Below are 13,400 nucleotides of genomic sequence, written 5' to 3' on the forward strand. Positions count from 1 at the left end.
TCCCCCGATCTATTCATCATCAAAATCCGTGATACGGTCTAACATTCTGCGATAGCGGAATCTAGCCATCTCATTTTTCTCCAGTACATCCGCTTCGCTTCCCGTGTACTGGCAGCGGATACAATAGTATTCCTCTTTGTCCTTATCGTAGAACATGTCGATATCCAGGTCCCGCATAAAGCAGGACGGGCACCTGTAATTTAATCTGCCTTTTCCACTCTGAGCCATGAATGCAGCACCTCCCCGTCTTTCATCATTTTCCTGAGTCCCAGCGTATACATCGGTGAAAACGCGTATCCCTCGCGGATATAACCCGTGACATCCTCATCCGCCCCCACACACGCTCTGGTATTAATATTCGGAATCAACACCTCCGCTTTCTGCGCGTGCTTCACTTTTGCCTCCCGGCATTTGTATGCGTAACGGATACTTTGTTCCTCTCCGGTGCCTGTAGCGCCTGCGCCCGTGACGCTTAACACGATGCCGGTCATATCCTCCGGATACTCGGTGGTGCCGTAGCAGCCGGTAAAATATTCCTGGATCTCCACTTCCGCGTCCGGATTGCTCATCTTAAGGATTTCCCTCCTGATCCGGATCTCGGAGCTTCCCTCCGCAAAGTAAAATGTGGTCTGCAGCTTCACCGTCAGGTCATGGAATTCGATTTCCACAGGGTTCAGGGTCAGAATCCTTGTATTCCCGTCCTCACGGAAACGAGCTTTTGTCCGGCACAGGCACAGGTCCACTTCTTCCCCTTTGTATGCGATCTTACAGCTCTTTATGGTACCTTCCCCTGCGTAATGGGTGAAGTAACCGGCCCGGTATTTCTCCTGGATCAGAAACGGATAGGAGGCATCCTGCACATGTTTGGTGCCGATGCCCACCGGCCAGTCAATCTTGGCGGCGTAAGGGCGCAGATCCACCAGCGCACCGCCCTGGTTCATATCCACGCAGGCGCGCATATACGGATCCGCATACCAGAACAGCTGTTTTTCGGAGCCGTACAGGATATCTTTCCAGAGCGCGCACTCCGGCTGGCTGTAGGTCTTATTCGCCCGGTAGAAGCCGGCGAATTCCGCCATGGTCATGGCTTCCAGCTCACCCTTATCCCGCAGTTCGGCGTAGTAGGCCATACCGTCCTCATAGCTTTTCAGCAGCAGCTCATAGGGCGCTTCCCAGCGTCCCATTTTGTTCATCCAGCCCGGGCCTACGAACATCATATTATAAGCGTAACCCCGGTTATACTTTTTCAGGGACCGGTACTGGTCGATCAAATTATACAGGTAAGGATACTGCCCATCCTTGTAGATCATGCCCCGCAGCACATTCTGGGGATGGGTGCCGAAATTCGAGCCGTTGCCGTCAAAGCAGGCGATCAGATCTCTGGACAGGTGCGGGATCGCGACGATACCGGAATCCTGTTCCTCATTCTCCGCCGGCGCGTGGGTATTCTGTTTCGAAGGAATCCAGGGGTTCCACGGTCCGCCGTCAAACAGGGTGTACCAGGAATTATTGCAGGTGTGGTAGGCCTTCGGGCCTTCCTCCCAGCAGGTGGCCACCGCGCATTTGACTGTAGGGTACTCCGCTTTTATGTAATTAATCAGCTCCGCGTCCATATAGTAGGAACCGGTGGATTCCGGATAGAACCCGAAACAGTCATGGAATTTTTCGAACACGTCCCTGACGATGGTTTTCTTATCCTCCATGGAGAACATCCAGATGCAGAAATCTTTCGTTTTATATTTTTCCCGGAATTCCTCACAGGGCAGGCCCAGCAGGGTCAGCGCGATCTCATCGCCGTATTTGCCGTGGTGTTCCTTCGCAAGGGACACCGCCTCATCATTAAAGAGACTGGCATAGGTCATCTGTATCGTTGTCTTAAAACCATGTTTGTGGGCGATGTCCTGCTGCGTCCGGAAGATATCCAGTGATTCCGTCAGCAGAGTCTCCCGGCCCAGATCTTCCTCCTTTCCATGCCCCGTCACTTTTTCCGCATACTCCGGCACCATTTCCGGACGGTGTATGATATTCAGAACAAATTTATCCATAGATATGAAATTCTCCTTTTTCCATTCTTTTTCCTTTTCCGGAAGCAGCTGGTTCCCGGCTTTATTTAACTGCTGTCCGGCGGCTTTATCCGGCTGCTGTCCGGCTGCTATCTTTTACTGCTGCCAAACAGGGATCAGCTCTTGACCGCTCCGGCGATCATACCGTCGACGATATATTTCTGCGCACAGATGTATACTACCAGGATCGGCAGTATGGACAGGACGATGAAAGCGCAGACATAGTTCCACTTATAAGTCATATACCCCACGAAGCTGTAGATACTAAGCGGTATCGTATTCTTCGCCACATCGGTGACAAAGTACAGGGAGATCTGGAAATCGTTCCAAACGCCCATGAATACAATAATGATATTCGTGAACACCGCGGGTTTTAACAGCGGGAATACTACCTGGAAGAACATCCGGCTGAAACCGCAGCCCTCCAGCATGGCCGACTCATCCAGAGAGCGGGGGATACCTTTGATGACACCGGAATAGATCATGACGCTCAGCGGCATCCGGGACGCTACATGGATCAGGATGATGGAGAGATAGGTGCCGCTTAAGCCCAGCGTCTTTACAATGATAACTTCCGGGATCAGGGAAAGCGGCGCGATCATGCCGATCAGGAAGTAATTGGACAATAGCCTGCTCAGCCGGTCGCTCCTTCTCGTGAGGGTAAAAGCGGTGACTGATGAGACCAATACGGTCAGGATTACGGAACAGCCCGTAATGATCAGACTGTTTTTAAACGCCCGGAGCAGTTTCCCCTGTTCCACCACATAGGCGAAGTTTTCCCACAGGAACTTCTTCGGCATCGACAGATTCACGATGGCCGCCTCTTCCACCGACTTAAAAGAAGTCAGGATTACCAGGAAGAACGGAAAGAGAACCAGGAAGGTCATCACCAGGCAGATGATATAAACGGCAGTATGGGACATTGCTTTTTTTGTCTTATAATTCATCAGATATCCGGCTCCCTTCTTCTCAGAAAATTCAGCAGCGGCGATATGACAATGACGATCAGCAGGAACTGGATCAGGTTAATGGCTGACGCATATCCCAGAGTCCCCACACGCATGGCGTCATAGGACAGCTTGCTGATCACCTGGGTGGCTCCGTTGGGACCGCCGTTTGTCATGGACATGACAATATCGAATATGTTAAACCCGCCGATCACACACAGTGTAATGGTCGTGTTAATGGACGGGGTGACCAGCGGCAGCGTGATCGCCCTGGTCGTCTGCCAGGCGCTGGCTCCGTCAATTCTCGCAGCCTCATACACATCCGTGGAGATGGACTGCAGACCCGCCAGGATGATGGCCGTGTTGAAGCCGACCCACATCCAGGACTCCACCGCGCACACCACATACAGCACGATGTTCGTATCCCCCAGCCAGTTCAGCGCCAGGCTGCCAAGCCCGATACTGCGCAGCGCCTCATTTAAGATTCCGGTATCCGGCTGCAGGATAAAGGTAAATACATAACCAATAACCAGCGCCCCGATGGTACAGGGCAGGAAAATGACCGCCCGGAAGAAATTCCGTCCCTTGAACGCTCGGTTTAAAAGCAGCGCAAAGACCAGTCCCAGCCCCACTTTCAGGACCGTCGTCACCAGCGCGAACAGGAAGGTGTGTCCCAGCGCGGGCAGAAAGCTCTGGGACGCGAACAGGTCTTTGAAATTACTCAATCCCACGAACCCGGGGGATTCAAAATTGTAGATGCTCCAGTCTGTGAACGAAAAGATAAATCCGCCAACGATAGAGCAGACATAAAAAACGGTGAAAATGATAAGTCCGGGTATGGCAAATTGGAGCGGATAATACTTGTGTTCCAGTCTGCTGACATTTTTTCGCTTCACGTTATTCCTCCATCTCATTATAATAGAATTCCATAGGAGTACTTTCCTTCCGGTACTTTCCTCCTGGAATGAAAAAGGGGTGTCACAAAATCCAGCCCTGCTGAAATTCTGTAACACTCCTTTCCCAATCCGGTCTGCAGATTTATTTGAATCCGTCGAATCCGAGCTGCTTACCGACGGTAATCACAGCATCACTCCAGATCTTGGCGCAATCTTCCGGTGTCTTCTGGCCCAGAAGTACGGACAGGAACGCGCTGTTAGCATCGTCGGAAGGTGTGATTACATAGGTCTGGTTGTAGTGGATCTCGGTATTGCCGTCATCCACATACTTCTGTGTATCAGCCAGTGTACTGCTGAGATTCGTAGCCTCGATGTCTTTCCATACGGAAGTACAGGCTCTGGTCTGAAGGTTCAGCTTGATATTATCCTCCTGGGCCATAAAGTTCAGGAAGTCTTTCGCTGCATCCACATTTTTGCACTGATTGGATATGTAGTATCCCCCGGGACCTGCGATGGCCAGTTTGCTGTTGCCGTCTTTGGTGGGAGCTGCAAACATACCGATCCTGCCTGCCGCTTCCGGCGCAACTTTGGAGTACTCAGGATCAGCCCAGTCCCCCATATACATCATGGCTGCTTCACCGGTTCCGATTGCTTTCTGAGCCATCTCATATTTCGCGGTCGCCATGTCGGAGTTGATATATCCCTTATCCACATAGCTCTTCAGGCGCACAAACATCTCATTGAACTCCGGCAGGGAGTCCCAGCGGATCTCATTCTTGTTCAATTTTTCCAGACAATCAGGATTGGCGCTTAAGATATTCGGCCACTCACCGTTCATGATCTGGTTTACGGTCCAGGCGTCTGCCATGGATACATACAGAGGCGTGATCCCGGCAGCTTTCAGCTTATCGCATACCGCGTCGAACTCTTCAAAAGTCTTCGGAACCTCAATTCCGTTCTTCTCGAACACATCCTTGTTGTACACGATACCAAAGGAGTTTACACCGCCATTGGGGAAGCAGTATACTTTCCCGTCGGAATGTGTTACAAATTCTTTTCCGGTATCGGTCAGCTTCTCTACCCACGGTTCCGCGGACAGATCCACCAGATTCTTCTCATGCTGGTAGGAAGTCGCCTGTGTCCCGGTATCACCGATGAAGATATCCCACATACCGCTGGTAGACATCTTGGTCTGCAACAGGGAGTCAAACTGGTCATCATCGATCGCCTGCACGTCCACTTTGTTGCCGGTTTCCTTTTCCCAGGCGTCTTTATAAGTGTTGATATTGGAGATCTCCACATGGGAGGCTTTCAGACCTACCGTAATGGTAACGCCTCCTTTTTTGTCATCCGTACTCTTTGGCGTGTTCTTGTCCGCCGAGTCCGTATTGCTGTCTGCGGTGCTTTCCGTGTCTGCGGCGCCGGTACCGGCTGCATCGCTGCCTTTTCCGCATCCGACTCCTGTTATGGTGATGGCCAGCGCAAGGCTGATGGCTGCGGCATGTCTTAGTACTGTTTTCAATTTCATAATTTTTCCCTCCGTTCATTTGATGGCTTCATTTTATCGATATTTCTTAAGAAAAAGAATGTGATTTTTTTCCTTTCGGTATATAATTTTTTGACCTGCCGGTGATTCCCTGTCATTTTCTGTCTTTCTCCTCTGTCAATTCTTCCCATAATTCGATATAATAAGGAAGCTGAAAGGAGAAGCTGCCATGAAACCATTTAAAATACGTAATATTCCGTTCAAGACAAAACTTTTTCTCAGCGTCGGCATCCTTTTTCTGACACTTGCCCTGATCGTCTGCCTGCTGTTCTCCAGAACTTCCATTAAAAATACGATCACTAACGAGCGGATATCCTCCGATATTATCCTGGAGCGGATATCAACCCAGATCGACTCCCTGTATGAGCAGATGAATATCGCCGCCACCTCCATCACCAAAAATCCTTCTCTGCGTTCCATCGTTCTCAATCTGAACACTTCGGAGAATGAAACCGCCCAGGCATACATCACGCAGCTTCAGCAGGAAAGAACGATTCAGACCGCACTCGGCAACATGATGTTCTCGCCGATTATATCTAATGTAATGCTTTATAATCAAGAGAAAAATTACTTTTACTATACCGGTACCTATTATGATGATATGAACTATGTCTACCAGGCACTCTCCACGGACCGGGCCGCTGCGTCCTTTGCCGCCGAATCGGTCATCTACCGGGCGCCCTCCCAGAGCCCCTGGACCCCGGATGACCGCATGGTATTGTCCGTGCTGCGCAACTTCGCCGACGCAGCCACCACACAGGATACCATAGTGGAAATCCAGGTTTCCAGCCAGCGTCTGAAGGACATCTGTACTCAGGACACCTTCCGGGATGAGAAGGAAATACTGATCTTCGATACCGGAGGCCGGATGGTATATCCCTACGACTGCGGGATCACCACCCTCCCAAAGGATTCCATAGACAAAATCCAGGAACAGATCAAAGCCGGGGAGAACCGCTATTATTCCTATGAATATGCCTACTGCGCCCATCAAAGCGACACAACAGGATTTACCGTGGTACTCATCTCCAACAATGGTACGGTCCACAGCCAGACCAGAACCTATATCCTGACCACAGTGATAACGGTCCTGCTGACCCTGGTCCTGACCCTGGGTATTATCTTCACGCTGATCACCGAGTTTACCAGGCCGCTGAACCAGCTGATCTATCAGGTTAATAAGCTGAGTCTGGACTCGGCTACCAAGCTTACGCTGCCGTCGGACACCTTCAACGAATTCGAGATCCTGAACACCTCCCTGAACCAGATGGTAGCCAAGCTAAAGGCCTCCATTCAGGAAATCTATGAACTGGAAATCCGTGAAAGCAATGCGAATCTGGCGGCGCTTCAGGCTCAGGTGGACCCGCACTTTCTCTATAACGCGCTGAACAGTATCAGCGCGGCCAGTGAAGTGTACGGCAGCGATGTGACCACCGTGATGTGCCAGGACCTTTCCTCCATGATGCGCTATGTAACCTCAAAAAAGACGGAGGTACCGTTAATCGAGGAGCTGACCCATACGAAAAACTATCTGGAATTTATGAAAATTTCCAATGACACGAACTTCGACTACATCATCGAAGCCCCGCGGGAGCTATATGATCTTCTGATTCCCAGGCTCTCGATCCAGCCATTTGCAGAAAACAGTTTCCGGCACGGCTTCAAAAACACACTGCCTCCCTGGCATCTCTCACTGATCTGCCGGGCAGAACCTGACGGCTGGGTAATAAAAATTACGGACAACGGAGGAGGATTCAGCCAGGACGCACTCTCCCACATATCCGAAGAACCTATTGAGGCCACCGAACTGGAGATCAACGGGCTGGGGCTGAACAACACCTTTTCCAGATTATCCCTGTATTTCGGAGAGCATTTTTCCTACAAAGTGGAGAATCTTTCCCGGGGCTGCCGTATCACACTGAAAGGAGCATTTAAGCATGATTAGAGTACTGATCGCGGAGGATCAGGTATTAATACAAAAGGATATCTGTAAAAAAATCGAAAAGACAGAAAAGAATGTAGAGATCGCAGGCACAGCCATGAACGGTCAGGATGCCTATGAGAAAATCCGGACTCTCCATCCGGACATCCTGATCACCGATATCCGAATGCCCATCCAGACCGGACTGGAGCTGATCCGCAGGCTGAAAGAAGAAAATATCTCCATTAAAACCGTAATCCTAAGCGGTTACAGGGACTTTGAATACGCAAAAGAGGCCATTCAGCTGGGTGTGGACGAATATCTGCTGAAACCGGTCAGCGTAGAGGATTTGAGATATGTGCTGGACACGCTAGAAGAAAAGATCTTAACCGAGCAGGATTACAGCTACCAGCAGGCACTGTACCGGATGCTGAATTCCGGCACTCATATTCCCGACTATCTCCTGAACACCATCCGTTACACCGTATGCCAGCTAATGCTGATCAATCTGAATTCCTGCGCCACCTTCTCCTTCCAGGACTGGCTGCCATACGAAAACGAGCTGGAAGATATCCTAAAAGGCCCTGTGGTCAACAAATACCTGAAAAAAGGGGAAACCGTCCACCTCTGCAGCGGGAATACCTACAATCAAAAGCTTCTGGTATTTTTCCTGGACAGGACCACCGAAGAAAAGCTGGACATGATGGCCCTGGAACTGCAAAAGCAGATCATGAAACTCACCGACGCAGTCACCATCTGCATATCCAAACCCGTCAGCTGTGTCAACAATCTGGCCTCTGAGTATAAATTGTCTAAAACGCAGCTGACCAATCAGCTGATCTTCGCCCGCTCTGCCATTCTCCACAGTCGGAAATTCCTGGAAAGCTCTCAGAATCCGTCCGTCACCCTGCAGGAACAGCAGCTGGAAGATTTCCGTTTTTGCATTCACACCCAGAATCCGGACGGCCTGCTGGAGCTCCTGGATGAATTTCTGGCAGACTGCGAGCGCAAACGCACCACCCAGAAGCAGCTCGGCAACTGCTTAAAGCAGCTGCTCCACATATGCTTCGACAGCACCGGAACCAGACACTTAAGCAGCAACGAACTGGAAATCGATGAGTATCTCTCAAACTGCAAGACATACGCGGAACTAAAGCTCTCGCTTCACCTGCTGTTCGGCCAGCTGTTCCGCCGGAAAATCCTAAATCTGACAGCCTCCGCCAATCCCGAAACCCTGGTCTGTGAAGTAAAAGAATATATCCGCAACAACTACGGAAAAGATATCAATATAAACGACATCGCGATCCATTTCTCCATAACCCCGGCCTACTTAAGCCGGCTGTTCAAAAAGCACTCCGATGTGCGTCCCATCGAATACCTGACCAGTTACCGGATCAGCCAGGCCTGTGACTACTTCGCCCACTCTCAGCTCACGGTCCGCGAGGTGGCGGAGCTGTGCGGTTACTCCAACCAGTTCTACTTCAGCAAGGCGTTCAAACAGATCACCTCTATGTCCCCGTCGGAATATCGGATTCAGCATCAGGGAGGGGAATAATGGGCTGATGGGACATTAGGGGACTGGGGGCTGGGGGACCGGCTAAGGTCCGGAGGCAGAGGGAATCGTCGGGGAGTCTGGGGGCATGGAGGGGAGGTGGGCGGCAGCCCCTGGAGGGCGGAGCAAAAGTGACCGGCGCCAAATCGCTTCGGCCGGGCCTAAGAACGGGTAACTCCGAAGGCGGGAGAACCTCTTATTGGCAGGGCCTGGAACAAACTCGCCAAAATACGCTCGGACAGTGTTCCAGGCCCTGCGAGGTTCTCCCGCCTTCTGCGTAACCCGTTCTAAGACCCGGTCTCAAGCGATTTGGCGCCGGTCACTTTTGCTCCGCCCTCCAGGGGCTGCCGCCCACCTCCCCTCCATGCCCCCAGACTCCCCGACGATTCCCTCTGCCCCCTACATTTCTGATGGCCTGGTTCCATGGAACTTATACATTACCAGAGTAGGAGCGGGCTGGGGCAAGGGCTGCCTCTTGATGAGGCGGGGCAAAAGGAACGGGAGCCTAATCGCTTGAGGCCGGACATTAGAACGGGTTACGCAGATGAGGGCGAAACCTCGCAGGACCCGGGGCACTGTTTGAGCCGTATTCCGGCGAGTTTGCCCCGGGTCCTGCTAATGAGAGGTTTCGCCCTCATCGGAGTTACCCGTTCTTATGTCCGGCCGATGCGATTTGGCTCCCGTTCCTTTTGCTCCGCCTCATCAAGAGGCAGCCCTTGCCCCAGCCCGCTCCGGCCCTTTATATCTAATTATTTCCCATTCAAAAACTCATCAATCCCCTGAGCCGCTGATTTGCCGGCGCCCATAGCCAGGATTACCGTGGCCGCTCCGGTGACTGCGTCACCGCCGGCATATACGCCTTCTTTTGTGGTGGCGCCGTTTTCCTCCTGGGCTACGATACATTTTCTCCGGTTGGTCTCCAGTCCCTTTGTGGTGGAGGAGATCAGAGGGTTCGGGGAGGTTCCCAGGGACATGATTACGGTGTCCAGCTCGATCTCGAACTCAGAGCCTTCTATCTCTACCGGTCTGCGTCTGCCTGATTCGTCCGGCTCGCCCAGTTCCATTTTGATGCAGCGCATACCGCGGACCCAGCCGTTGTCGTCGACCAGGATCTCAAGAGGATTCGTCAGCAGATCGAAGATAATCCCCTCCTGTTTCGCGTGATGGACTTCTTCCACTCTGGCCGGAAGTTCCGCTTCGCTTCTGCGGTATACGATGTGTACTTCCGCGCCCAGACGCAGGGCTGTTCTGGCTGCGTCCATCGCTACGTTTCCGCCGCCGACTACCGCTACTTTTTTACCGATCATGATCGGGGTATCGTAGTTTTCGTCAAAGGCTTTCATCAGATTGCTTCTGGTCAGATACTCGTTGGCAGAGAATACGCCGTTGGCATTTTCCCCCGGAATACCCATGAATTTGGGGAGACCGGCACCAGAACCGATGAACACCGCGTCAAAGCCTTCCTCGCTCAGGAGCTCGTCGATGGTTACTGATTTTCCGATGACTACGTTGGTCTCTATTTTTACACCCAGTTTTTTGACATTTTCGATTTCCGGAGCCACGACGCCCTTTTTGGGGAGACGGAACTCGGGAATTCCGTAGACCAGCACGCCGCCGGGTTCGTGAAGAGCCTCAAAGATCGTCACTTCATATCCCATTTTTGCCAGATCTCCGGCGCAGGTTAAGCCTGCGGGGCCGCTGCCGATCACAGCTACTTTTTTGCCGTTGGTGCTTGCGGGCTTTTCAGGGGAAATGCCATGTTCTCTGGCCCAGTCGGCCACAAAGCGCTCCAGCTTTCCGATGGAAACCGGTTCTCCCTTAATTCCGCGGATACATACGCCTTCACACTGGCTTTCCTGAGGGCAGACACGTCCGCATACCGCGGGCAGCGCTGAGGATTTACTGATTACCTTGTAGGCTTCCTCGATATTGCCTTCCTTTACCTCGTGGATGAAGCCGGGAATATTGATCGCTACCGGACAGCCGGTTATGCACTTCGCGTTTTTACAGTTAATGCACCGTACCGCTTCTTCCATGGCTTCTTCCTGGTTATATCCATAGCATACCTCCTCAAAATTGGCGGCACGCACTTTTGCGTCCTGTTCCCTGACAGGAACCTTCTTTAATACATCACCCATTACTCGTCACCTCCGCAATGTCCGCAGCCGCCATGATGCGTATCGCCTTCCTGCAATTTCAGCATCGCTCTGCCTTCCTGAGTCTTGTAGATCGTCTGGCGTTTCATCGCCTCGTCAAAATTTACCAGATGGCCATCGAATTCCGGGCCGTCCACACAGGCAAATTTCACCTGATCTCCTACGGTTACACGACAGGCACCGCACATACCGGTTCCGTCAACCATAATGGGATTTAAACTAACAATGGTGGGAAGTCCCAGTTCTTTGGTCAGAAGACATACAAACTTCATCATGATCATCGGGCCGATGGCGACCACCTGATCATAATGCTTTCCTTCGTTCTGAACCAGATCCTTAATCACTTCCGTTACCATGCCTTTGCGCTCATAAGAACCGTCATCTGTGGTGACATACAGATTCCCGGCCGCTGCCCTCATCTCGTCTTCCAGAATCAGCAGGTCTTTGGTCTTGGCTCCGACTATGACATCCGCATCTATACCGTTTTCTTTCATCCATTTTACCTGCGGATAAACAGGAGCGGTACCGACACCGCCTGCTACGAACAGATATTTTTTCCCTTTCAGCTCTGCTGCCGGTTCATGTATGAATTCCGACGCCTGCCCAAGTGGCCCGATCACATCGCGGAAGCTGTCTCCTGCCTTGAGTTCAGCCATTTTCTTCGTAGACGCTCCGACAATCTGAAAGACAATGGTAACAGTGCCGTCCTCCCGATGATAATCACAGATCGTCAGCGGAATCCGTTCCCCTTTCTCATCCATTTTTACGATAAGAAACTGTCCTGGTTCACAGGACTTTGCGATTCTGGGCGCTTCCACGTCCATCAGAAAAATATTTTCTGCTAATTTTTCTGCCTTGCGTATTTTGTACATACTATTCCTCCTCAAACTTACTATTTGCTCCCCTTAGCTTTGCAAATAGGTACGTCCTTTTTACTATAAGCCAAATCGAAAAAAATGGCAACACTTGATAATAAAATCATACAGAAAATAGAATACGGTCCGGGAGCCGGATCAGCGGTTATCCGGTAAACCTCCCCTTCCATATTCTATCTTCCGTATCGTTCCCTATATATGGTAAAACCAAAGAGTGCCGTCTTCAGCAAACCAACATTAGAAATCTACTTCTGTTCCATAGTAAGTGCAGTTTAATAATTTTTCCATCTCAGCCGGGGTAATGGCTCTCGGATTGGAACCTGTGCAGGCATCCCCTACAGCCAGTTCGGCGATCGCTGCTACTTTCTCTTTGAACTCCTCTTCATTGATCCCGAATTCTTTTAAGGTCTTCGGAATACTCAGTTTCACATTGTAACCGTCGATCTTGTCACACAGAGCTTTCACCAGCTCATCATCATTCGCTCCGGTTAAGCCAACTTCTCTTGCAATGTCAGCGTAACGTTTCTTCGCTGTCTCGTCCTTCGCATTGTACTGAATAACGTAAGGAAGATATATGGCATTGGCGCATCCGTGAGGGATATGGCCGGTAGAGAACGCGGCTCCCGTCTTATGAGCCATGGAATGTACGATACCCAGCAAAGCGTTGGAGAACGCCATTCCGGCCAGGCACTGTGCGTAATGCATCTGCTCTCTTGCGCTCATATCTTTCTGATAAGAAGCCGGCAGATATTCGAATACCATCTGGATCGCTTTGATTGCCAGAGGATCTGTAAACGGGCTGTTCAGCGTAGATACATATGCCTCGATAGCATGGGTCAGCGCATCCATTCCGGTATGAGCCGTCAGTTTTTCAGGCATAGTCTCTGCGATAACCGGATCTACGATCGCTACATCCGGGGTAATATTAAAGTCAGCCAGCGGATATTTGATGCCTTTCTCATAATCTGTGATAACGGAGAAAGCGGTGACTTCCGTAGCAGTTCCGGATGTGGAAGGGATCGCCGCAAATTTTGCTTTCTGACGCAGTTCCGGGAAATTAAACGGTGTAATCAGATCTTCAAATGTGGTCTCCGGATATTCATAGAACGCCCACATTGCTTTCGCAGCGTCGATCGGGGAACCTCCGCCCATAGCCACGATCCAGTCCGGCTGGAATTCCTGCATTGCCTTTGCTCCGCGCATAACTGTTTCTACGGAAGGGTCCGGCTCTACGTTTTCAAACAACTGAACTTCCATGCCTGCTTCTTTCAGGTAATCAACTGCTTTATCCAGGAAACCGAAACGTTTCATGGAGCCGCCTCCGACTACAACGATCGCTTTCTTTCCCTTTAAGGTTTTCAGCACCTCCAGTGTGCCTTTTCCATAATATACGTCTCTGGGTAATGTAAATCTTGCCATGTTATACTCATCCTTTCCTTTGTCT

Annotated in this window: 10 protein-coding genes; 2 read left to right on the forward strand and 8 right to left on the reverse strand. The window is 51.0% G+C overall.

Annotation, left to right across the window (positions count from 1 at the left end; genetic code table 11):
* Positions 1 to 9: 9 nt before the first annotated feature.
* The 5 genes from ABC831_RS21530 to ABC831_RS21550 all read right to left on the reverse strand — a co-directional run bounded on the left by ABC831_RS21530 (position 10) and on the right by ABC831_RS21550 (position 5,434).
* Entirely contained in the window at positions 10 to 228 is a 219-nt protein-coding gene (locus ABC831_RS21530) for a hypothetical protein (RefSeq protein ID WP_343250131.1), read from the reverse strand.
* Positions 201 to 2,045 (reverse strand): hypothetical protein, encoded by a 1,845-nt coding sequence (locus tag ABC831_RS21535; RefSeq protein WP_343250132.1) that lies wholly within the window; start codon positions 2,043 to 2,045, stop codon positions 201 to 203. Before ABC831_RS21535 ends, ABC831_RS21530 begins: the two co-directional genes overlap by 28 nt.
* A gap of 134 nt (positions 2,046 to 2,179) precedes the next feature.
* Complete coding sequence (locus tag ABC831_RS21540; RefSeq protein WP_343250133.1) at positions 2,180 to 3,010, reverse strand: carbohydrate ABC transporter permease; 831 nt, start codon at positions 3,008 to 3,010, stop codon at positions 2,180 to 2,182.
* Positions 3,010 to 3,906 (reverse strand): carbohydrate ABC transporter permease, encoded by an 897-nt coding sequence (locus ABC831_RS21545; RefSeq protein WP_343250134.1) that lies wholly within the window; start codon positions 3,904 to 3,906, stop codon positions 3,010 to 3,012. Before ABC831_RS21545 ends, ABC831_RS21540 begins: the two co-directional genes overlap by 1 nt.
* Before the next feature lie 142 nt (positions 3,907 to 4,048).
* A complete protein-coding gene (locus ABC831_RS21550; RefSeq protein WP_343250135.1) occupies positions 4,049 to 5,434 on the reverse strand; it encodes an ABC transporter substrate-binding protein in 1,386 nt (461 codons plus the stop codon).
* Positions 5,435 to 5,621: 187 nt separating this feature from the next.
* Between ABC831_RS21550 and ABC831_RS21555 the strand changes: the two genes are divergently transcribed.
* On the forward strand, positions 5,622 to 7,397 hold the full coding sequence (locus tag ABC831_RS21555) for a sensor histidine kinase (RefSeq protein WP_343250136.1): 1,776 nt from the start codon (positions 5,622 to 5,624) through the stop codon (positions 7,395 to 7,397).
* The gene (locus ABC831_RS21560) at positions 7,390 to 8,928 is read left to right on the forward strand and encodes a response regulator transcription factor (RefSeq protein WP_343250137.1); all 1,539 of its coding nucleotides are present in this window, start codon (positions 7,390 to 7,392) and stop codon (positions 8,926 to 8,928) included. Before ABC831_RS21555 ends, ABC831_RS21560 begins: the two co-directional genes overlap by 8 nt.
* 746 nt (positions 8,929 to 9,674) lie before the next feature.
* On the opposite strand, the gene gltA is transcribed toward ABC831_RS21560, so the two are convergent.
* The 3 genes from gltA to ABC831_RS21575 all read right to left on the reverse strand — a co-directional run bounded on the left by gltA (position 9,675) and on the right by ABC831_RS21575 (position 13,375).
* Entirely contained in the window at positions 9,675 to 11,063 is a 1,389-nt protein-coding gene (gltA, locus tag ABC831_RS21565) for an NADPH-dependent glutamate synthase (RefSeq protein WP_343250138.1), read from the reverse strand.
* Positions 11,063 to 11,953, reverse strand: coding sequence for a sulfide/dihydroorotate dehydrogenase-like FAD/NAD-binding protein (locus tag ABC831_RS21570; RefSeq protein WP_343250139.1), 891 nt, complete (start codon positions 11,951 to 11,953; stop codon positions 11,063 to 11,065). The genes gltA and ABC831_RS21570 overlap by 1 nt, the downstream gene beginning before the upstream one ends.
* Before the next feature lie 240 nt (positions 11,954 to 12,193).
* Positions 12,194 to 13,375, reverse strand: coding sequence for an iron-containing alcohol dehydrogenase (locus ABC831_RS21575; RefSeq protein WP_343250140.1), 1,182 nt, complete (start codon positions 13,373 to 13,375; stop codon positions 12,194 to 12,196).
* Positions 13,376 to 13,400 lie beyond the last annotated feature (25 nt).

The organism is Diplocloster hominis (assembly GCF_032380655.1).
GTDB lineage: Bacteria > Bacillota > Clostridia > Lachnospirales > Lachnospiraceae > Diplocloster > Diplocloster hominis.